Source organism: Nocardia sp. NPDC002869 (genome assembly GCF_046764065.1).
In the GTDB taxonomy this organism is placed as follows: domain Bacteria; phylum Actinomycetota; class Actinomycetes; order Mycobacteriales; family Mycobacteriaceae; genus Nocardia; species Nocardia rhamnosiphila.
The window spans coordinates 1-20,814 of the sequence record NZ_JBKOOL010000102.1 but is presented as its reverse complement, the minus strand read 5'-3'; the positions used below and the strand labels follow the sequence as shown (position 1 = coordinate 20,814).

The 20,814-nt window shown below is 68.8% G+C and carries 19 protein-coding genes; 11 read left to right on the top strand and 8 right to left on the bottom strand.

The annotated features are described in order from the left end of the window. Positions 1 to 115: 115 nt before the first annotated feature. On the top strand, positions 116 to 934 hold the full coding sequence (locus ACLML9_RS18990) for a PhzF family phenazine biosynthesis protein (RefSeq protein WP_411946779.1): 819 nt from the start codon (positions 116 to 118) through the stop codon (positions 932 to 934). Here ACLML9_RS18990 and ACLML9_RS18985 read toward each other — a convergent pair whose 3' ends face one another. From ACLML9_RS18985 to lspA, 3 genes are read right to left on the bottom strand one after another with little or no spacing between them, the layout of a single operon-like run. Continuing rightward, positions 935 to 1,633, bottom strand: coding sequence for a hypothetical protein (locus ACLML9_RS18985; RefSeq protein WP_411946778.1), 699 nt, complete (start codon positions 1,631 to 1,633; stop codon positions 935 to 937). 6 nt (positions 1,634 to 1,639) lie between these two features. Then, on the bottom strand, positions 1,640 to 2,566 hold the full coding sequence (locus tag ACLML9_RS18980) for an RluA family pseudouridine synthase (RefSeq protein ID WP_411946777.1): 927 nt from the start codon (positions 2,564 to 2,566) through the stop codon (positions 1,640 to 1,642). After that, positions 2,563 to 3,309 (bottom strand): signal peptidase II, encoded by a 747-nt coding sequence (gene lspA / locus ACLML9_RS18975; protein WP_411946776.1) that lies wholly within the window; start codon positions 3,307 to 3,309, stop codon positions 2,563 to 2,565. The genes ACLML9_RS18980 and lspA overlap by 4 nt, the downstream gene beginning before the upstream one ends. A gap of 215 nt (positions 3,310 to 3,524) precedes the next feature. On the opposite strand from lspA, the gene ACLML9_RS18970 reads away from it, so the two are divergent. The 7 genes from ACLML9_RS18970 (at position 3,525) to ACLML9_RS18940 (ending at position 10,129) form a co-directional block, all read left to right on the top strand. After that, positions 3,525 to 4,415, top strand: coding sequence for a hypothetical protein (locus ACLML9_RS18970; protein ID WP_411946780.1), 891 nt, complete (start codon positions 3,525 to 3,527; stop codon positions 4,413 to 4,415). A 92-nt stretch (positions 4,416 to 4,507) separates the two neighbouring features. Continuing rightward, positions 4,508 to 4,969: a VOC family protein gene (locus tag ACLML9_RS18965; protein WP_411946775.1), complete on the top strand. Its 462-nt coding sequence runs from the start codon at positions 4,508 to 4,510 to the stop codon at positions 4,967 to 4,969. A gap of 98 nt (positions 4,970 to 5,067) precedes the next feature. Continuing rightward, complete coding sequence (locus tag ACLML9_RS18960) at positions 5,068 to 5,814, top strand: LytR/AlgR family response regulator transcription factor (protein WP_411946774.1); 747 nt, start codon at positions 5,068 to 5,070, stop codon at positions 5,812 to 5,814. Continuing rightward, a complete protein-coding gene (locus tag ACLML9_RS18955) occupies positions 5,811 to 6,179 on the top strand; it encodes a hypothetical protein (RefSeq protein ID WP_357049252.1) in 369 nt (122 codons plus the stop codon). Before ACLML9_RS18960 ends, ACLML9_RS18955 begins: the two co-directional genes overlap by 4 nt. 45 nt (positions 6,180 to 6,224) lie before the next feature. Beyond that, a complete protein-coding gene (locus ACLML9_RS18950; protein WP_411946773.1) occupies positions 6,225 to 7,982 on the top strand; it encodes a cation acetate symporter in 1,758 nt (585 codons plus the stop codon). A 162-nt stretch (positions 7,983 to 8,144) separates the two neighbouring features. After that, entirely contained in the window at positions 8,145 to 8,498 is a 354-nt protein-coding gene (locus ACLML9_RS18945; protein ID WP_030523819.1) for a DUF485 domain-containing protein, read from the top strand. Continuing rightward, entirely contained in the window at positions 8,495 to 10,129 is a 1,635-nt protein-coding gene (locus ACLML9_RS18940) for a cation acetate symporter (RefSeq protein WP_411946772.1), read from the top strand. The genes ACLML9_RS18945 and ACLML9_RS18940 overlap by 4 nt, the downstream gene beginning before the upstream one ends. Positions 10,130 to 10,235: 106 nt before the next feature. Here ACLML9_RS18940 and ACLML9_RS18935 read toward each other — a convergent pair whose 3' ends face one another. Beyond that, a complete protein-coding gene (locus tag ACLML9_RS18935) occupies positions 10,236 to 11,405 on the bottom strand; it encodes a sensor histidine kinase (protein ID WP_411946771.1) in 1,170 nt (389 codons plus the stop codon). A gap of 483 nt (positions 11,406 to 11,888) precedes the next feature. After that, the gene (locus ACLML9_RS18930) at positions 11,889 to 12,332 is read right to left on the bottom strand and encodes a hypothetical protein (protein ID WP_411946770.1); all 444 of its coding nucleotides are present in this window, start codon (positions 12,330 to 12,332) and stop codon (positions 11,889 to 11,891) included. Positions 12,333 to 12,584: 252 nt separating this feature from the next. Between ACLML9_RS18930 and dnaE the strand changes: the two genes are divergently transcribed. Beyond that, positions 12,585 to 16,136 carry a DNA polymerase III subunit alpha gene (dnaE, locus tag ACLML9_RS18925; RefSeq protein ID WP_411946769.1) on the top strand — a complete coding sequence of 1,184 codons (3,552 nt, stop codon included), beginning with the start codon at positions 12,585 to 12,587 and terminating at the stop codon, positions 16,134 to 16,136. Positions 16,137 to 16,453: 317 nt separating this feature from the next. Then, on the top strand, positions 16,454 to 16,621 hold the full coding sequence (locus ACLML9_RS18920; RefSeq protein WP_081877120.1) for a DUF4236 domain-containing protein: 168 nt from the start codon (positions 16,454 to 16,456) through the stop codon (positions 16,619 to 16,621). A gap of 39 nt (positions 16,622 to 16,660) precedes the next feature. Here ACLML9_RS18920 and ACLML9_RS18915 read toward each other — a convergent pair whose 3' ends face one another. Genes ACLML9_RS18915 through ACLML9_RS18905 form a run of 3 tightly spaced genes read right to left on the bottom strand, consistent with a single transcriptional unit; the run spans position 16,661 to position 19,423 of the window. Further along, positions 16,661 to 17,167 carry a hypothetical protein gene (locus ACLML9_RS18915; protein WP_411946768.1) on the bottom strand — a complete coding sequence of 169 codons (507 nt, stop codon included), beginning with the start codon at positions 17,165 to 17,167 and terminating at the stop codon, positions 16,661 to 16,663. A gap of 18 nt (positions 17,168 to 17,185) precedes the next feature. Continuing rightward, positions 17,186 to 17,911: an amino acid ABC transporter ATP-binding protein gene (locus ACLML9_RS18910; RefSeq protein WP_411946767.1), complete on the bottom strand. Its 726-nt coding sequence runs from the start codon at positions 17,909 to 17,911 to the stop codon at positions 17,186 to 17,188. Between the two features lie 3 nt (positions 17,912 to 17,914). Beyond that, positions 17,915 to 19,423: an ABC transporter substrate-binding protein/permease gene (locus ACLML9_RS18905; RefSeq protein WP_411946766.1), complete on the bottom strand. Its 1,509-nt coding sequence runs from the start codon at positions 19,421 to 19,423 to the stop codon at positions 17,915 to 17,917. 51 nt (positions 19,424 to 19,474) lie between these two features. Between ACLML9_RS18905 and ACLML9_RS18900 the strand changes: the two genes are divergently transcribed. Then, positions 19,475 to 20,752, top strand: a complete 1,278-nt coding sequence (locus ACLML9_RS18900; RefSeq protein WP_411946765.1) for an FAD-binding oxidoreductase — start codon at positions 19,475 to 19,477, stop codon at positions 20,750 to 20,752. The last annotated feature ends 62 nt before the right edge of the window (positions 20,753 to 20,814 follow it).

Sequence of the window (20,814 nt, the reverse complement as noted above, 5' to 3'; positions counted from 1 at the left end):
TGAACGGCGGGACCGAGGGGGCCTCGACCCCCGCGCCGCCGCAGGCGGCGCCAAAAGACACAGCCTCAGTCACGTTGGGAGAAGGATTTATTCGGCGCTGGAGTACTTTCGTGGCATGGAGGTTCTGCTGCACCAGATCGACGCGTTCGCCGACGCACCGTTCTCCGGGAACCCGGCGGCGGTGATGCCGTTGCCCACATGGTTGCCCGATACCGTGTTGCAACAGTTGGCCGAGGAGAACAATCTCGCCGAGACGGCCTTCTATACCTCCCGGTTACCCCCGGAGGCAGGGGTGCCGCCGGGGAGCCGGCCCGCCTACCATCTGCGCTGGTTCACGCCGATGACCGAGGTGGTGATGTGCGGGCACGCCACATTGGCGGCGGCGGCGCATATTCTCTGCGATATCCAGCCGGGCGAGGATCGGGTCGGTTTCTTCACCCATAGTGGCTGGTTGCGGGTGGATCGCACCGATGACGACGAGTACGTGCTGGATCTGCCCGCGGTGGCCTCTGTGCCGGCCGAACCGGATGCGGCACTGGTGGCGGCGCTGGGGGTGGAGCCGGTGCGGGTGTACTCGGGCGCGGATGTGGTCGTGGTGGTGGACAGTGAGCGGCAGGTCCGGGAGCTGGCACCGGCCCTGAGTGCCTTTCCGAAGGTGCAGCGGGGTGTGGTGGTCACCGCCCGGGGGGACGAGGTGGATTTCGTCTCGCGGTTCTTCGCGCCGGGGGTGGGGGTGCCGGAGGATCCGGTGACCGGTTCGGCGCATGCCCAGCTGGCGCCGCTGTGGAGTGCCGAGCTCGGGCGCAGCAGGTTGACCGCGCGTCAGCTGTCCCGGCGGGGTGGCTCGCTCGGGGTCGAGCTGGTCGAGGACCGGGTGTTGCTGACCGGTCGCTGCCACCGCTATCTGGACGGTGTGGTGACACTGGATTTCTGATCAGGCCGGTGGGACGGGCCCGTCGTCCGGTGGCGGGCCCACGGGGTCGGGGCTGTCGGGGAGCAGGGGGCCGACGGCGAACCGTCCGGCGACGGCGTCGGCCGGTAGCGCGTGCACCGCGCGGATCCCGGGCTGCCCGGCGAGCTCGCGGAGCCGGGGCAGCGGGGCCCGGACGACGACACCGGGGGAGCAGGCGCAGTCCGCGCGCAGGCGCGCGATGGCCACGTCCAGGGTGCGGGCGGTGCGGTCGTCGCCGACATAGCGGCGTTGATCGGCCAGTTGCCAGGCGGCGTCCGCGCCGGAGCGCCGCAGAGCGACGTCACCGGCGGGGGTCTGGACCGCGACCAGCGGGGTCGCGACCCGGGGGAGCGGGACCCGGTACAGCGCCTGGCCGATGCGTAGTTCCCCGACCTGGCCGCGTAACTCCGTAGCGGGCCGGTACTCGGTGAACGACACCAGCGCCCACCGGTCCGCACTGTCTGTCCCGGCGAGCGATTCCCGGGCCCGGTCGAGGTATTCGGCGATGGACTCGCCCTGGTCGGGTCCGAGGCGGTCGGTGGAGACGGCCTCCTCGGCCGGGGGGACCAGGTAGCCGAGTGCGAGGACGAAGACACCGCAGGCGGCCGCGGCCGCGCCGTAGCCGAGCCCCCGGCGGATATTGCGGGGCCGGTGCGGCGGGGCTGCGGGTCTCTCGGGCATAGGCGGTCAGGCGTCGCGTAGCACGCGCAACGCGTGGGTGAGGTCGTCGGGGTATTCGCTGGTGATCTCCAGGTAGCGGCCGTCGGCGGGGTGCTGGAAGCCCAGCGATCGGGCGTGCAGCCATTGGCGTTGCAGTCCGAGCCGTTCGGCGAGCCGGGGATCGGCGCCGTAGGTGAGATCACCGCAGCAGGGGTGCCGGATGGCGGAGAAGTGCACCCGGATCTGATGCGTGCGGCCGGTTTCCAGATGGATATCGAGCAGGCTCGCCGCCTGGAACGCTTCCACGGTGTCGTAGTGGGTGACGCTGGGCCTGCCGTCGGAGGTGACCGCGAATTTCCAGTCGTTACCGCGGGCGCGGCCGATGGGGGCGTCGATGGTGCCGCTGCTGGGGTCGGGGTGGCCCTGGACCAGGGCGTGGTAGCGCTTGTCCACGGTGCGCTGTTTGAACGCGCGTTTGAGCACGGTATAGGCGTGCTCGGACTGGGCCACCACCATCACTCCGGAGGTGCCGACATCGAGGCGGTGCACGATGCCCTGCCGTTCGTGCGCGCCGGAGGTGGAGATCCGGTAGCCGGCCGCGGCCAGCCCACCGACCACGGTGGGTCCGCTCCATCCGACTCCGGTGTGCGCGGCGACGCCGACCGGTTTGTCGACGGCGACGATATCGTCGTCGGCGTAGAGGATCTTCATACCCTCTACGGGTTCGGCTTCGATACCCAGCTCCCGGCGCGGTTCGGGGAACACCACTTCGAGCCAGGCGCCCGCGGTGAGCCGGTCGGATTTGCCGGCGGCCACTCCGTCGAGCTGCACCGACCCTTCTTCGGCCAGGACCGCGACCGCGGTCCGGGACAGTCCGAGCAGCCGCGCGAGGCCGGCGTCCACCCGCATCCCGTCGAGTCCGTCGGGGACGGGCATCGTCCTGGTCTCTCTCATGCGGCGGTCTCCTTGCCCTCGGCGGTGGCGGACGTTCCGGGCCCCTTGCCGGCGGTGGACTCCGGAGCGGCGCCGGCCGCGGAGTCCTCGGGTGCGGCGTCACCGGCGGAGCGGTCCCGGCCGGGGCCGGGCTCGTCGGGCGGGGCCGGGGCGGAATCCGTGGTGGACGCAGGCTGGTCCTTGTCCTTGTAGCGGGTGCCGTCGGGTTCGAAACCGAAGACGGTGAGCGTCACCAGCAGGATCGCCCCGCACACGATCGAGGAATCGGCCACATTGAACACCGGCCACCAGCCGACCGAGACGAAATCCACCACATGACCCTGTAGCGGGCCCGGCGCGCGGAACAGCCGGTCCATCAGGTTGCCGAGCGCGCCGCCGAGGACCCCGCCGAGTCCGATCGCCCACAGGGTCGAGCGCAGGGTGCGGCCGATGCGCAGCACCCCGATCACCACCGCGGTCGCGATCAGGGTCAGCAGCCAGGTCATGCCGGTGGCCATGGAGAACGCGGCGCCCGGATTGCGCACCAGTACCAGTTCCACGAAGTCACCGATGATCGACACCGGTTCGCCGGGACGTATCCGCGCGACCACGATGATCTTGGTGACCAGGTCGAGCGCGAACAGCGTCGCGGCGACCGCCAGCAGTAGCCGCAGCCGCTGCCGCGGCTGCGCGCCGGTCCTGCCGGGGCGGTCGTCGGGGTCCTGCTCTGGCGTAGGCCGGTCCTCACTCACGCCGACCATCATCTCTCGAGGAGGGACGGGCCAGTACCGTGGGCACCCGGGCGCACCGGTGACGGGCCGCCGCCCCGGTGTGTCGCGGCGCCGGTGCCGGTGCCGGGCGGTGCTTCCGGAAGTCGGCGCGATGTCCCAGCCCACGCTCAGGTACGCCTCGTAGGCTGTCGGGCGTGACGGTGTTGTGTTCGGTTCCCACGCCCCGCCTGGCAAGGTCCAGAGTGCTGATGGTGGTTCTCGCGGTGGGTCTCACCGCTTTCGGTTCCGGCTGCGGCGACGGCGGCGACTCCGGGGCGGAGGCCGACGGCACCGAGCCGCTCGGAATAGGCGAGGTCACCGTGCCGATCGCGGCGGCCGTGGTCACCACGGTGGACCATGGCGAGGAGCCCCGTTCGATGTTGCGGCCGTCCTACTTCGACGGCACGATCCAGGCGGTGACGTTGCGCACCGATCACCGTATCCAGCAGCAGATCGATTCCCAGCAGGTCCGCGATTTCTCCAGTCCGGCGCTGACCATCCCGATGACGGCCACCACCGATGCCGACGGGGTGGAGCTCACCCTCGGTTCGGTGACGACTTCCGATCCGGCGTTGTCGGAGGCGCTGACCGCCGCCGACGGGACGCACGCCGGGTTCGAGATGAGCGAACTCGGCGGGATCACCGCGCTGCGTCTGGCGCCCGCTCCCGACACCTCCAATTCCGCGCGAGCTGCCCTGGAGCAGGCTTTCTACCAGGCGGTCTACCGATCCATCACCTTCCCCGACGAACCGGTCGGGGTGGGCGCGATATGGCGGGTACAGCAGACCGTGGGCGGCGGCGTCGACCTCGACCAGGTCACCACCGCGACCCTGGTCGCCCGCGACGGTGGGCGGTTGTCCATCCGGCTCGACGTCATCCAGACGCCGAAATCGAGTATCTGGGATCTGCCGAACGAGGCCGGCATGCTCGATATCGAGGACTACGCGATGCAGGGCAGCGGAGATATCACCGTGGATCTCGGCCTGCCGCTGCCGGTGGCCGGGTCGATCTCGATCGGCGGCCACCAGTTCTACCGCGACCCGCGCACCTCGACGGTACTGCGTCAGGTCATCGAGACGAACGTCAGCTGGGGCGGCTGATCCGGCGGCCGTGTTCGTCCACGGCCCTCGGCGGGAACCGGGCATAGGCTCACAGGTGTCCGACACAACTCTCCGAGACCGGAGGTCCCGTGATGTCCGATGTTCGCCCTGTTCCCGAAGGTTATCCCACTATTTCCCCCGGTCTGGCGATCGCCGGGGCAGCGGACGCGGTGGAGTTCTACAAACGGGTGCTGGGGGCCACCGAACGGATGCGGATCCCGGGTCCCGGCGACACCGTGATGCACTGTGAGCTCCTGATCGGCAATTCGGTGCTGATGCTCGGTGATCCGGCCCCCGATATGGCGTTCCGGGACCCGCGTTCGATCGGTGGCACCCCGGTCAACCTCTATGTCTACGTACCGGATATGGACGCGGCCCACGCGGCGGCGCTCGCCGCCGGCGCCACCGAGATCAGCGCCCCGCAGACCCAGTTCTACGGTGACCGGACCGGTTCGTTCGTGGACCCGTGGGGGCATCAGTGGACCGTCGCCACCCATGTGGAGGATATCGAGCCCGAGGAGATGCAACGGCGGATGGACCAGCTCGGATCCTGATCGGCTCCGAACCCCCGTACCGGACCCCCGTACCGGACCCGCGGCCGGACCCCGATGACTACGATGGGCGAGTCGAAGGAGCAGGAAGGGTCTGGCGGATGCGGGTGCTGGCCGTGGACGACGAGCAGCCGGCGCTGGACGAGCTGCTCTACCTGCTGCGCGCCGAACTCGCGGTGACCGAACTGCACGGCGCCGCCGACGCGACCGGCGCGCTGCGGATCCTGCGGGCGCACGCGGTCGACGCGGTCTTCCTGGATATCAATATGCCGGGCCTGGACGGTATGGAACTGGCCGGGGTGCTCGCCGAATTCGTGCACCCGCCGGCGATCGTCTTCGTCACCGCGCACGAGGACCACGCGGTGGCCGCTTTCGACCTGGGCGCGGTGGACTACCTGCTCAAACCGGTGCGCGGGCAGCGGCTGGGGGCCGCGGTGCGGCGGATCGCCGACCGCCGGACCCGCGCGGAACCGGAGCCGGGGGCGGCCGGGGGCCACGAAGTCATTCCGGTCGAGCTGGGCGGGGTCACCACGCTGGTGCACCGGTCCCAGGTGAACTGGGTGGAAGCCGAAGGCGACTACGCCCGGCTGCACACCGATACCGGTTCCCATCTGGTGCGCATCCCGCTTTCGGCGTTGCAGGACCGCTGGCGCGAGGATTTCCTGCGGGTGCACCGCTCGTATCTGGTGGCGCTCGGGCGGGTGACCGGGCTGCGGACGGTGGGCTCGGGCACGCTGGTGTGTCTGCGCGGGGCGCAGCGGGTGGAGCTTCCGGTGAGCCGTCGCCAGGTGCGCGAACTCAAACAGCGACTGGTGCACGGACCGCATCCGTCGCCGGACCGGCGATGATCGGTCCCGCCCCGCGGCCACCCCGCCGGCGGGTGGTGCTCGCCGAACGCCGAGGCGCGCGCCGCGTCCGGACCCGGGTGGAGGTCGCCGAACAGACCGAGATCGGCGAGGCGCTGATCGGCGGGCTCATCCGGGCGCAACTGGGGCTGGCCCTGAGCTGTGGTCTGGTGATCGCGCTGCTCCTCGCCGCGCTTCCGCTGCTGTTCGGGGTCACCGCGATCGCCGAGACCGTGGTGCTGGGTATCCGGCTGCCGTGGCTGGTGCTCGGCGGAGCCGCCTACCCGCTGCTGTGGCTCACCGGGCGGGTGTACCTGCGGCTGGCCGAGCGCAACGAGAACGATTTCCTCGAGCTGACCGGTGATTGAGCGGCCCGCGCCGGGGGCACCGACCGGGCCGAGGGGCAGGCCGGGATGGTGACCGCATCCGGCCTCACGGTGGCGGCACTGCTCGCGGCGGCGCTGGCGACCGTCGTCCTCGGTGTGTACGGCGTGCGCTGGGCTCGCACGACCTCGGATTTCCTGGTGGCCTCCCGCAGTGTCGGCCCACGCTGGAACGCCGCTGCCGTCTCCGGTGAGTATCTGTCCGCCGCGTCGTTCCTCGGGGTCGCCGGGCTGATCGCCAAATACGGCGCCGATGCCCTGTGGTACCCGGTGGGTTTCACCGCCGGGTATCTGGCGCTGCTGCTCTTCGTGGCGGCGCCGCTGCGGCGGTCGGGGGCCTACACCGTGCCGGATTTCGCCGAGTTCCGGTGGGGGTCGCCGCGGTTGCGCCGCCTCGCCGCCGTGGTGGTGGTGCTGGTGTGCGCGGTGTACGTGATCCCGCAGTTCCAGGGCGCCGGGCTGACGTTGCGCATTCTGCTGGGCGTACCGGGCTGGGTGGGGGCGGTCGCGGTGGCGGTGATCGTGGTGGCCAATGTGGTTTCCGGGGGGATGCGGTCGATAACCCTGGTCCAGGCCTTTCAGTACTGGCTGAAACTGACCGCGGTGGCGCTGCCCGCGCTCGTTCTGCTGATGCATTTCTTCGCCGCCGAGCGGCCCGGCGGCGATCGCGAACTCGGCGCGCCCGCCCCGCCGACGGTGAGCGAACAGACCACGGTGGAGGTGACCACCCCGGTACTCGTGCAATTGGCCGCACCGCAGTGGGTCTCGGTGCACGGGGTCCTGGACGACCGCGCGATGGACGGCCCGGTCCTGCTGGCGGCGGGTATTCACGAATTGGCCCGGGACACCCGGCTGGTGCTCGACCCGGGTGCGGCGGTGCCGGTGGTGGCGGGCGCCCCGGCCGACGGCGCGCACTGGCTGCTGCCCGGCGGCGGTTTCGCCGGACCGCATCCGCGGTATCAGGTGTACTCGCTGATGATCGCCACATTCCTGGGCACCATGGGATTACCGCATGTCCTCGTGCGCTTCTACACCAACCGCGACGGCCGGGCCGCCCGCTCCACCGCGCTCGCCGTGATCGCGCTGGTCGGCACCTTCTATCTGTTCCCGGTGTTGCTGGGTGTCTTCGCCCGGCTCTATGTGCCGCAACTGCTGATCACCGGGACCTCCGACGCCGCGGTTCTGCTGCTGCCCTCGTCGGCGCTGGCGGGGCTGCCCGGGCAACTGCTGGCGGCGCTGGTCGCGGCGGGCGCCATGGCCGCTTTCCTGTCTACATCCTCGGGGCTGGTGGTGAGTATCGCCGGCGTGCTGAGTACGGATGTGCTGCGCGGGCGGATCCGGGACTTCCGGGTCGCGGCGCTGGCGGCCGGCGCGGTACCGCTGACACTGTCACTGGGCGTGGTCTCGCTGGACCTGTCCCGCACCGTGGGGCTGGCGTTCTCGCTCGCGGCCGCGACCCTGTGCCCGCTGCTGGTGCTCGGAATCTGGTGGCGCGGCCTCACCGCGGTGGGCGCGGCCGCGGGTCTGGTGACCGGTGGCACCGTGGCGGGCGCGGCGACCCTGGTCTCCGTGCTGGGCGGCGTCTCCGGCCACCTGGCGGACGGCTGGGCCGCGGCGCTGCTCGGCTATCCCGCGGCCGTGGCGGTGCCGCTGGCCTTCGCGACCATGGTGCTGGTCAGCCGCTGGACCCCGCGACCGCCGGGAGTGGGCCGGGCGTTCGTCCGGATGCATGCCCCGGAGCGGCTGGGCATGGGCGCCGACCGCGTGCCCGGCCACCGGCCGGACTGATCCGCGGCAGCGACCGGGCCCGACCGCTCGTCGCGGCCCAGCGACCGCTCACCGCACACTTCCCCGTCTCCACCGAGTGACTCCCGTCACAAGGGTCTCGAATCGCCTTCGGGCCGCTACCTTCTGCTCAGGTAATACACGTCACATGATGAGGGACCCGGCATGACCGATATCGATCTCGACAAAAGCGGGGAGCGGGCCGACCCGCCGCCCGATTTCGTCGCCGCGCAGGCGAGCCCGGAGTTCCAGGAACTCCGTAACCGCCTGCGCCGCTTCATTTTTCCCATGGCCGCCCTGTTCCTGCTCTGGTACCTCGGTTATGTGCTGCTCGGCGCCTATGCGCACGATTTCATGGCCACTCCGGTGTTCGGTGAGATCAATATCGGACTGCTGCTGGGGCTGGGCCAGTTCGTCTCGACCTTCCTGATCACCGGCCTCTATGTCCGGTTCGCCAACCGGGAATTGGACCCGCGGGCCGCCGCGCTCCGCGCCGAACTGGAAGGAAACCGCTCGTGACCACGCTGCAGGCCGCCGACGCCACGGTCGGTAATCCGGTCGCCAATATCGCCATCTTCGCGCTGTTCGTCGTGGTCACCATGATTGTGGTGTTCTGGGCGGGCCGTAATACCTCCGGCGCCACCGACTATTTCACCGGTGGCCGCGGTTTCACCGGGCCGCAGAACGGGATCGCCATCGCCGGGGACTATCTGTCCGCGGCGAGTTTCCTCGGGATCGCCGGCGCCATCGCGGTCTACGGCTACGACGGCTTCCTCTATTCGATCGGCTTCCTCGTCGCCTGGCTGGTGGCGCTGCTGCTGGTGGCCGAAATGCTGCGGAACACCGGCAAGTTCACCATGGCCGATGTGCTGAGCTTCCGGCTGAAGCAGCGGCCCGTGCGCACCGCGGCCGCGATCAGCACCCTGGCCGTCTCGCTGTTCTACCTGCTCGCCCAGATGGCCGGCGCCGGTGGTCTGGTGGCCTTGCTGCTGGATGTCTCCAGTAAGACCGGGCAGGCCGTGGTGATCGCCGTGGTCGGTGTGCTGATGATCGTGTACGTGCTGGTGGGCGGAATGAAGGGCACCACCTGGGTGCAGATCATCAAGGCGGTCCTGCTCATCGCGGGCGCCGCGGTGATGACGGTGATGGTGCTGGCGAAGTTCGGGTTCGATCCCTCCGGCATCCTTTCCGGCGCGCAGAGCGCGATCGGCGGGTCCGAGAACGCGAAGGTGGCCGCGCGGGATGTCCTCGCCCCCGGCGCGCAGTACGGCGGCAGCGAGATGTCGAAACTGAACTTCGTCTCGCTCGGCCTGGCGCTCGTACTGGGCACCGCGGGTCTGCCGCATGTACTGATGCGCTTCTACACCGTGCCGACCGCCAAGGAGGCCCGGCGCTCGGTGGTCTGGGCGATCGCGCTGATCGGCGCCTTCTACCTGTTCACCCTGGTGCTCGGCTACGGCGCGGCGGCGATCGTCGGCCCGGACCGGATACTCGGCGCGGCCGGCGGACAGAACGCCGCGGCGCCGCTGCTGGCCTTCGAACTCGGTGGCGTGATCCTGCTGGGCATCATCTCGGCGGTGGCGTTCGCGACCATTCTCGCGGTGGTCGCCGGACTCACCATCACGGCATCGGCGTCGTTCGCCCACGATATCTACGCCAATGTCATCCGGCGCGGTAAAGCCGACGACGCCGCCCAGGTCCGGGTCTCCCGGATCACCGCGGTGGTGATCGGCCTGCTGGCCATCGCCCTGGGCATCCTGGCCAACGGCCAGAACATCGCCTTCCTGGTGGCGCTGGCGTTCGCGGTCGCCGCCGCGGCGAACCTGCCGACCATTCTGTACTCGCTGTTCTGGCGGCGGTTCAACACCACCGGCGCGCTGTTCAGCATGTACGGCGGACTGATCTCCACGGTCGTGCTGATCGTGTTCTCCCCCGCGGTCTCCGGATCGCCGACCGCGATGCTGCCGGATCTGGATTTCGACTGGTTCCCGCTGTCCAATCCGGGGATCGTGTCCATTCCCCTGGCGTTCGTGCTCGGCGTGATCGGCACCTACCTCGGCGGCAAGGACACCGAAGATCCGGTCAAGGCCGCGGAAATGGAGGTCCGGGCACTGACCGGCGTCGGCGCCGAAAAAGCGGTCGCGCACTGAGCGCGGGCCCGGATGCCGTGTCGGCGGTATCCGGGCCCCGCACTGCTCGGCGCAGGCCGGCCGGACCCCGCTCTGTGAGGGTGAGCGGGGCTCGGCCGTTTTCGCGTCACGGCCGGATTCCGGGGCGGAACTTGGGCACCCGCATGCTCACTCTGGTCCCGGCGCCGGGCGCGGTATCGACCACCAGTCCGTAGTCGTTGCCGAAGGCAGCCCGCAATCGGTCGTCCACATTGGCCAGGCCGATATGCGCTCCCTCCGCGGCCGTGTCCAGGGAGCCGGACCGCAGCAGGTCGGGATCCATACCGGCACCATCGTCCTCCACACTGAGTACACAGTCGGTCCCGGCGTCGAGGGCTTCGATGGTGACCGTGCCACCGCCCGGCGTGGCCGCCAGCCCGTGGCGTACGGCGTTCTCCACCAGCGGTTGCAGGGCGAGGAACGGCAGGGTGACGCCGAGCACCTCGGGGGCGATCCGCAACCGCACCTGCAGCGCCGGCCCGAACCGGGCGCGTTCGAGTTCGAGATAGCGCTCGATATTGCTGAGTTCGTCGGCCAGCACCGTGTACTCCCCGGCGTCGCGGAACGAATACCGGGTGAAATCGGCGAAATCCAGGATGAGTTCCCGGGCCCGGTCCGGGTCGGTGCGGACGAACGAGGCGATGGTGCTCAGGGCGTTGTAGATGAAATGCGGGCTGATCTGGGCCCGCAGCGCGCGGACCTCGGCACGGTCGAGCCGGGCCCGGGAGGCGTCGAGTTCGGCGAGTTCCAGTTGGCCGCACGCATACCGGGCGACTTCGGCCAGCGCACCGAGCGCGCCGGGGCCCGGCCGGCTGCCGGTGACCATGCCCAGCGCCCCCACCACGGTGCCGTTGTCACTGAGCAACGGCTGGGTGACCAGGGTGCGCCCCGGATGATCGGTCTCGGGCAGATGCGCCAGTACGGGCCGCTGCGCCGCGACGGCTCGCCGGGCCGTCCCGGTGAACTCGGCCGCCACCGGCTCGTGCATGCCGTCCCAGGCGAGGAGCGCCCCCTCTGGATCGCTCACCCCGAGCCCCTCGGCCCCGACCAGGGCCCGCAGATGCGGGGCGGCCTCCTGTGCGGACATCCGGGTGAGGCCCCGGCGCAGCGGCCGGGCCGCCAGGGAGGCGGTGTGCAGCGCCGTGTGCACCGCGCGTTCGGCGGGGGTGGTGACCATCCGCCGCGGCCGCGCCCAGACCAGCAGCGCCGCGGCGATCAGGACCGCCGCGCCGGACACGGTGAGCAAGGTCGCGGTCATCGCACTCCCTGTCCCGTCCCGGCCGTCGCGCCGCTGTACCGATCCGCCGACCCGCCGCGCGGCATCGCCGGCGACCGACCCGGGCATATGTTACGAGCCGGTGCACCGGCGGCTCACGCGGCCCGGATCGCCGGTGGCCACTGCGGCTCGCCGTACCCGTTACGCCCGCCCCGGATCGCCGGTGACCGCGGCCGTCCGGGCGTAATTATCAGGCCCGCCGGGCCATGCCGTGGTCCGGCCGCCCGGCCGGTCGGTGCGGTCCGGCTCGCCGACGGGGGCCGGCCATCGTCTCACGCTTCCCGCGGCAACCGCCATTGCCGCGGGAAACCTTCTCCGGAAGCGATGACCGGCCCGCGTCGGCGAGCCGAGGTCGGAGATCCGGCGTCGCGAGCGCGCCGGGTGGAAGGAGTCGAGGAAGGGACGTCGGGCCGCCCGGGACCGATTACGCCGAACGGGCCGGAAGCTGTCTGCGGGGGCCGGTGATCACCCCTGGTACTTCTGGACGACGAATTCCACCGACCCCGATTCGGGGGTGTGGGCCGCGCCGACGGTGACGGTCGCGGTGAAACGCCCGATCCCGGGACGGAACAGGGCCGAGCGGCCGTCGTTCATCCAGTACCCCGGGCCGGTCGCGTTCTGGGTGGCCGACCCGGTCTCGCCGGTGTCGAGGTTGCGCCAGTTCAGGGTGATCGGCAGGGTGCACGACCCGATGCCGAACATGATGGTCGAGACGGTGAACGACGCGTGCTCCGGATAGCCGGGACCGTTGACCGAGGTGTCGACCTGGGCGACGCACGGGCCGTCGGTGAGGGAGTAGATCGTCCGGAACGAGCCGCCGTCGGCCGCGGCGGGAGCGGCGGTGGCCGCCAGCGTCCCCACCGCGAGCGCGGCGGCGGGCAGAGCGAGCGCGGTCCTGCGTGCTGTCATCGTTCACCTCGCTGGTCGGTCGTGCACGTGCGGGGTCGATCAGGTGCCGGGCGGAGATCCGCCGGATGTGACGCGGCACGACCCTACCAGTGACCGAGCGTGCCGGGGGCCGAATCGGTTTCCCGCGCCGGGACACCTAAGCCGACACGCCCGGGCCCCGCGGGCACGCCCATCCGGCGCCGAACCGGTCGGACGGTGCGCATAAACTCGCTACACCAACCCCCGCCGAGCCATTGGGAGGAAGGACAGATCTTGGCCGCCTCGTCCGGATTCGTTCATCTGCACAACCACACCGAGTACTCGATGCTCGATGGTGCCGCCAAGATCTCACCATTGTTCGCCGAGGCCGACCGCCTCGGTATGACCGCGGTGGGGATGACCGACCACGGCAACATGTACGGTGCGGCCGAGTTCTTCCACTCGGCGAAGAAGGCCGGGATCAAGCCGATCATCGGGATCGAGGCCTATATCGCTCCCGGCTCCCGGTTCGACACCAAGCGTATCCAGTGGGGCGATCCCAGCCAGAAGAGCGACGATGTCTCCGGTTCCGGCGCCTACACCCATATGACCATGGTCGCCGAGAACGCGACCGGGCTACGGAACCTGTTCAAACTGTCCTCGCTGGCAAGTATCGAGGGCCAGCTCGGTAAATGGGCCCGGATGGACGAGGAACTCATCGCCGCCCACGCCGAGGGCATCATCGCCACCACCGGCTGCCCGTCCGGTGAGGTGCAGACCCGGCTGCGGCTGGGGCACGAGCGCGAAGCGCTGGAGGCCGCCGCCAAATGGCAGGAGATCTTCGGCCGCGACAATTTCTTCCTCGAGGTGATGGACCACGGCCTGTCCATCGAGACGCGGGTCCGCCAGGGCCTGATCGAGGTCGGCCGGGCGCTCGACATCCCACCGCTGGCCACCAACGACTGTCATTACGTCACCAAGGAACACGCCCGCAACCACGAGGCGCTGCTGTGTGTCCAGACCGGGAAGACCCTGTCCGATCCCACCCGGTTCAAATTCGACGGTGACGGCTACTACCTGAAATCCGCCGACGAGATGCGCGCGCTCTGGGACGCCGAGATCCCCGGCGCCTGCGACAACACCGTGTGGATCGGGGAACGGGTCCAGTCCTACGCCGAGGTATGGGAACACCGCGACCGGATGCCGGTCTTCCCGGTGCCCGAGGGCGAGGACCAGTCCGGCTGGCTGCGCAAGGAAGTGCACCGCGGCCTGGAACGGCGTTTCCCGAACGGGGTGCCGCGCGAGTACATCGAACGCGCCGAGTTCGAACTCGACGTGATCATCGAAATGGGTTTCCCGGCCTACTTCCTGGTGGTCGGTGACCTGATCAACCATGCCCGCGAGGTCGGCATCCGGGTCGGCCCGGGCCGTGGTTCGGCGGCCGGATCGCTGGTCGCCTACGCCATGGGCATCACCAATATCGACCCGATCCCGCACGGGCTGCTGTTCGAGCGCTTCCTCAATCCCGAACGCGTCTCGATGCCCGATATCGATATCGACTTCGACGATCGCCGCCGCGGTGAGATGGTGCGCTACGCCACCGACCGCTGGGGCAGCGACCGGGTGGCCCAGGTCATCACCTTCGGCACCATTAAAACCAAAGCCGCCATCAAGGATTCGGCGCGCGTCCAGTTCGGTCAGCCCGGGTTCGCCATCGCCGATCAGATCTCCAAGGCGCTGCCGCCGCCGATCATGGCCAAGGACATCCCGCTGTCGGGGATCATGGACCCCCAGCACGAGCGGTACAAGGAAGCCGCCGAGGTCCGCGAACTCATCGGCAGCAACCCCGATGTCGCCAAGATCTACGAGACCGCCCGCGGCCTCGAGGGCCTGATCCGTAACGCGGGCGTGCATGCCTGTGCGGTCATCATGTCCTCCGAACCGCTGATGGAGGCGATCCCGCTGTGGAAGCGGGCGCAGGACGGCGCCATCATCACCGGCTGGGACTATCCGTCGTGTGAGGCCATCGGCCTGTTGAAGATGGACTTCCTGGGCCTGCGCAACCTCACTGTCATCGGTGACGCGCTGGACAACATCAAATCCAATCGCGGTATCGACCTCGATATGGACAATCTGCCGCTCGACGATCCGGCCACCTACGAACTGCTCTCGCGCGGTGACACTCTCGGCGTCTTCCAGCTCGACGGCAGCGCCATGCGCGATCTGCTGCGCCGGATGCAGCCCACCGGCTTCGAGGACATCGTCGCGGTGCTCGCGCTGTACCGCCCCGGGCCGATGGGCATGAACGCGCACAACGACTACGCCGATCGCAAGAACGGCCGGCAACAGGTCAAGCCGATCCACCCCGAACTGGAAGAACCCCTGAAGGAGATCCTCGCCGACACCTTCGGCCTGATCGTCTATCAGGAACAGATCATGCAGATCGCGCAGAAGGTCGCCGGGTATTCGCTCGGCCGAGCCGATATCCTGCGCCGCGCGATGGGTAAGAAGAAAGCCGAAGTACTCGAGGCCGAATTCGAGGGCTTCGAGGCCGGTATGCAGTCCAACGGCTTTTCCAAACCGGCGATCAAAGCACTGTGGGACACGATTCTCCCGTTCGCCGGTTACGCGTTCAACAAATCGCATGCCGCGGGCTACGGGCTGGTCTCCTTCTGGACCGCCTACCTCAAGGCCAACTACAAGGCCGAATACATGGCGGGTCTGCTCACCTCGGTCGGTGACGACAAGGACAAGGCCGCGATCTATCTGTCGGACTGCCGCAAACTCGGTATCACCGTGCTGCCGCCGGATGTGAACGAATCGGAGACCAACTTCGCCTCGGTCGGCACGGATATCCGGTTCGGGCTCGGCGCGGTGCGCAATGTCGGTCAGAACGTGGTGAACTCGATCATCAACGCCCGCACCGAGAAATCGAAGTTCACCGATTTCTCCGATTACCTCAACAAGATCGATACGGTGGCCTGCACCAAGAAGGTCACCGAATCGCTCATCAAGGCGGGGGCCTTCGATTCGCTGAACCACCCCCGCAAGGGGCTCATGCTGGTGCACTCGGACGCCATCGACGCGGTCATGTCGACCAAGAAGGCCGAGGCCATCGGCCAGTTCGACCTGTTCGGCGGAATGGACGACGACAGCGGCGAATCGGTGGCGTCGGTCTTCGATGTGAAGGTGCCCGACGAGGAGTGGGAGAGCAAACACCGCCTCGCGCTGGAGCGGGAGATGCTCGGACTCTACGTATCCGGTCATCCGCTCAACGGCGTCGACCACGTGCTCGCCGCCCAGGCCGATACCCAGATCCCGACCATTCTCGAGGGCGATATCAAGGACGGTACCCAGGTCACCGTCGGCGGCATCCTCGCCTCGGTGAACCGCCGGATCAACAAGAACGGTCTGGCATGGGCATCCTGCCAGCTCGAGGATCTCACCGGCGGTATCGAAGTACTGTTCTTCCCGCAGGCCTATTCCGTGTACGGCATGGATGTGGTGGAGGATGCGGTGGTCCTGGTGAAAGCCCGCGTCTCCATGCGGGACGACCGGATCTCGCTCATCGCCAACGATCTCGCCGTACCGGATCTGTCGGCGATCGGGGTGGCGAAACCGCTGGCCGTCACCATTTCCACCCGGATGTGTACTCCGGATAAGATCGGCGAGCTGAAGCGAGTGCTGTCCCGGCATCCGGGGACCTCGGATGTGCACGTCCGGCATGTGGGCGCGCGGGAGAAGACGACCCTGCTGAAACTGGACGACAGTTTGCGGGTGGAGCCGTCGTCTGCACTCATGGGTGATCTGAAGGCCCTGCTCGGGCCGAGCTGCCTGGCGAGCTGAGCGTTCCGGGCGGGTGGCTGTTGTGCCGCCTGCCCGGCCGCCGCCTGCTGTGCCGCCTCGAGGATCGAACGACCGAGTTTCCCCGGCGCTGACCGTTTGAACGTCTCCGGGGGCGAGGTGCACTTCCACCGGTATTCCGGCGCAGACCCGTTCGCGCAGTGGCTCATCGGTCTTCGTCCCACAGGCCACATCCACCAGGCGCGGTACGAAACGGTCGCGACAGATGCCCACGTTCTCTACTCCGGCAGCGCTGACCAGCGAAAGCCATGGGACTCATCCTGATCCGTTATCCTGGGGCAGAACTAGGGAGGTCGCCCATGCCCATCAGGTTCCGCAAACGCCAGTCCTTCGGACCGTTGAAGTTGAACTACACCCAGTCGGGGTTGTCCTCGTGGAGTATCAAGATCGGCCCCTGGTCGTGGAACTCCAGGACCAAGAAGAACAGCGTCGATCTGCCGGGACCGCTGAGCTGGCGCCAGCGCTGAGCATCGTGCGGCCGCGCCGCACGGGCGGCCGGTTCCGTGTCATCGCACCGGCCGCAGTTCGATCACCACACCGCCCTGCTGCCAGGTCTGGTAGATATCGGCCTTGTTGGGATTGCCCTCGGCATCGAAACCGATACCGTTGAAGCCGGCGTTGGTCCGGTTGTCCCGGGCGATGATCTCGAACAGTCGCAGCACGTCCTCGGCCGTGGTGTGCACGACCGGGTCGAACTGTTCGGGCCGGCCGCCGCGGGTGATGGTGAGGGGGGTGCCGGTCGCCAGGTTCCGCACCCACGGTCGCCGGGATGTGCCGATCAGGAGTGTCTGTCCGTGGGCGGTGTAGGCGACCGGAATATCGTAGGCGCGTCCGGATTTGCGGCCCACCACGTGCAGGGTCGCCAGCCGTTTACCGATCACTCCGGACAGGCCCGGCAGTCGTAGCAGCGTGCGGACCATCCGGTTGGTCACGCCCTGAGCCCGGCCGATGGGCCGGGGGCCGTTGGTGGTCGGGGTGCCGTAGGGGTTCGCCGATCCGGAGTCCTCGCTCATGAGTTCAGTATTGCCGCCTCAGAGCACCTGGTCGAGAAACCTGCGCAGTCGCGGTGTTCCGGCATTGTCGAACAGTTCGTCCGGACTGCCCGACTCCACCACCACACCGCCGTCCATGAACACCACATGGTCGGAGACGCTGCGGGCGAACCCCATCTCGTGCGTCACCACGATCATCGACATACCGCCCGCGGCCAGCTCCGACATCAGCGCGAGCACACCCTTGACCAGTTCCGGGTCCAGCGCGGAGGTGGCCTCGTCGAAGAACATGATGTCCGGTTTCATGGCCAGTGCCCGGGCGATCGCCACCCGCTGTTGCTGACCACCGGAGAGGTTGGTGGGCCGGGAGTCGGCCTTGCCGGTGAGCCCTACGACCTCGAGCTGTTCCAGCGCCAGGGTGCGGGCCTCGTCCTTGGACAGGCCGCGCAGCTTGCGCGGTCCCAGCGCGATATTGTCGGCCACCGTCCGGTGCGGGAAGAGATTGAACTGCTGGAAGACCATTCCGATGCGCTGGCGCAGCCGGTCCGGGTTCTCGGTGAGCACCGACTCGCCGTCGATCAGGATGTCCCCGGCCTCGGGTTCGTGCAGGCGGTTGAGGACGCGCAGCAGGGTGGATTTCCCGGAACCGGACGGCCCGATCACTGTGGTGGTCTTACCCGCGTCGACGTGGATGTCCACCCCGCGCAGAATCTGATTACCGCCCAGCCGTAGGTGGAGTCCGGTGCCGGTCAGTGAGGCGCTCATCGGTTACCCCCGGCCTTCGGTGATGGCGGACTGCTCGACCGGGTCGATCGGCTGATCGGGCCGGCCGGTGCGCATCCGCCGGTCGATGTAGTTCACGAGATGGGTGAGTGGGATGGTCAGCAGGAGATAGACCAGGCCGGCGGCCACCAGCGGTGACAGGTTGCCGGTCTGGGCGTTGAGGTCACGGCCGACCGCGAACAGTTCACGCTGGGTGGCCAGCAGCCCCAGGAAGTAGATCAGCGACGAATCCTTGATCAACGCGATGAACTGGTTCATCAGCGCGGGCAGCACCCGCCGCACCCCCTGCGGGATCACCACCAGCGTCATGGCCTGCCGGTAGCCGAAGCCGATCGCCCGGGCGGCCTCGAGCTGCCCCGGCTCCACCGATTGGATACCGGAGCGGAAGATCTCGCCGATATAGGCCGAGGCCAGCAGGGCCAGCGCCACCGCGCCGAGCCAGTAGGGATTGTTGCCGGTGAGGCCGCTGACCACCGGCCCGACCCCCAGGCCGATGAGCAGGATGATGACCACCGCCGGCAGGCCGCGGAAGATATCGGTGTACACCCGGGCCGGCCAGCGCAACCAGCGGGTCCGCGAGATTCCGGCCACCGCGAGCAGCATGCCGATCAGGGTGCCCAGCACGCCGGAGACCAGCGCGAGGATCAGGGTGTTGGGCAGGCCGGTCTTGAACAGGTCCGGGAGAGCCTGCCGGTAGAGCGACCAGTCGAAGAAGGTGTCGCGGAGTTGTTCCAGCGTCGATTTCGGCGCCTGCGCGGTCTGCTGCTGCGGGGCCTGTTCGGCGGCGAGAGCGGCGAAATCGGGCAGTTGCGGGGCCGGTGCGGCCTTCGACCCGGGTTTCCAGCCGGGGGGTAGCTCCCGCGGTACCCAGTCGCTGTAGAGCCGGGCGTAGGTGCCGTCGGCGATCACCGCGTCCAACCCGGAGTTGAGCGCGTCGATCAGCGGCTTGTTGTCCTTGGCGACCGCCCAGGCGACGAAATTGTCCAGACTGAACGAGTTGTCCACGACCGAGGTTGCATCACCTGGCGCGATCGCGCCCTGGGCCTGCGCCGACGGGGCGACCCACGCGTCCACCTGGCCGGTTTTCACATTCGCGTAGGCGGTGTTGTAGTCGGGGAATTTCACCGGGTCCAGGCCGAGTTCGTTGACGACGTATTCGTCCTGGACCGTGCCCTGCACCACCGCCACCCGGGAACCGGGCCCGAGATCGGCGAATCCGTGCACCGGGCTGCCGTCCTTCACCACCAGCGAGAAGTAGCCGAAATCGTAGCCGTTGGTGAAACCGACCATCTCGCGCCGGGCGTCGGTGGTGGTGATGTTGGACGACCCGACATCGAACCGCTTGCCCGCGACCTGGGCCAGCAGGCCGGCGAACTCGGTGCCGGAGAACTCGACCCGCAGCCCGAGCTTCGCGGCCACCGCCCGCAGCAGTTCGTTGTCGAAGCCGGTGAACGCGCCGGACCCCGCGGCGCCGAAGGCGCCGCCAATAAGCACAGCAAAACCCAGTATCGCCACGGCAGCCCAGCTGTGGTTAGCTTTCGTGCCATGAGCACGCCGCACATCGTTTCTCCTGCCGAGTACCTGCCTCGCGACACCGCGGATGTCGTTCGCACCGTGCGGAATTCCCGGGACTGCTCCAGGCCGCTCACCGTTCACGGGGGCGATCCCGCCACCGACGGCCTCACCCTGCCCGACCAGCAGACCGTGGTGTCGCTGCGCCGGATGAACGCGATCGTCGATCTGAATCTCGGCCGCCGCACGGTGCGGGTCCAGGCGGGGGCGCGCTTGTCCGATATCGATCGGCGGCTCGGCGCGCACGGTCTGGGGCTACCCGTGGTCGGCGATCACCGGGATATCACCGCGGGCGGGTTCGCCTCGGTGGGCGGGGTGAGTACCGCCTCGCACCGGCACGGCCTGTTCATCGATCAGATCGTCGACCTCGAGTACGTGGATACCGACGGCCGGATCGGCACCTGCGGGCGCACCCACCACACCGAACGGTTCCATCGCATCCTGGGAGCCGGCGGCCGGGCGGGCATCATCACCGCGCTCACCCTCGACACCGTGCAGGTCGACAAGGAAAACACCTGGCTGTCCACCGATTCGCACCGTTTCCTGGATTTCGACAGTTTCGTCGACTATGCCTACGCCGAGGTCACCCGCCCCCGGGATGCCGTGCTGCAGGTGGGCCGCTGGGTGGATACGGCCCCGCTCAAGGTGTCCCGTCCGGTGATCGCGGGTCAGGTGCAGCTGGGCACGGTGCGGTTCGGCCAGTGGTCCAGCCTTTACCCCACCGCGCCCACCCGCTCACTGCGGGCCCGTCGCGAGGTCGGCAGCAGGGCCCGGAAATCGCTGGGCGCCATCGCTTCGGCGACCCCCGGTAAGGCCGGTATGCCGGTCCGTAACGCCGCCGCGGGTGCGGTGATGTTCACTCCCAAGATCCTCACCCTGCGCGACGCCGAGTATCTCGCCGATACGGTGATCAGTTCCTCCGAGCGCGGCCCGGCCTACCGGGTGGGCGTATTCGCCCCACTGTCCAACTACACCTCGGTGTTCTACCGGCTGCACGATCTGTTCAACGGCCATCGGGAACGCACCGGCTGCTTCACTGTCATCTCGGCCATGACCTATGGGGTGCGCTCGCCGTATCTGCGGGCCGAATCCGCCGCCGACAACCTGCCCGCCGCCGACCACGGGCTGATCACCTTCACCTGCCGGCTCCGCCCGCATGCCCTGCCGTCGGAGCAGCTGCGCGATATCGTCACCGGTATCGAGGAGATCTGCCGCTCGGAGAACAGCATCCGCTACGAATCCGTCGACTGAACTGTGTTGATTTGCCCCGCCTCCGGCGGGGCGGGTCGGGGCCCTGTGACCCCGATTCTTCC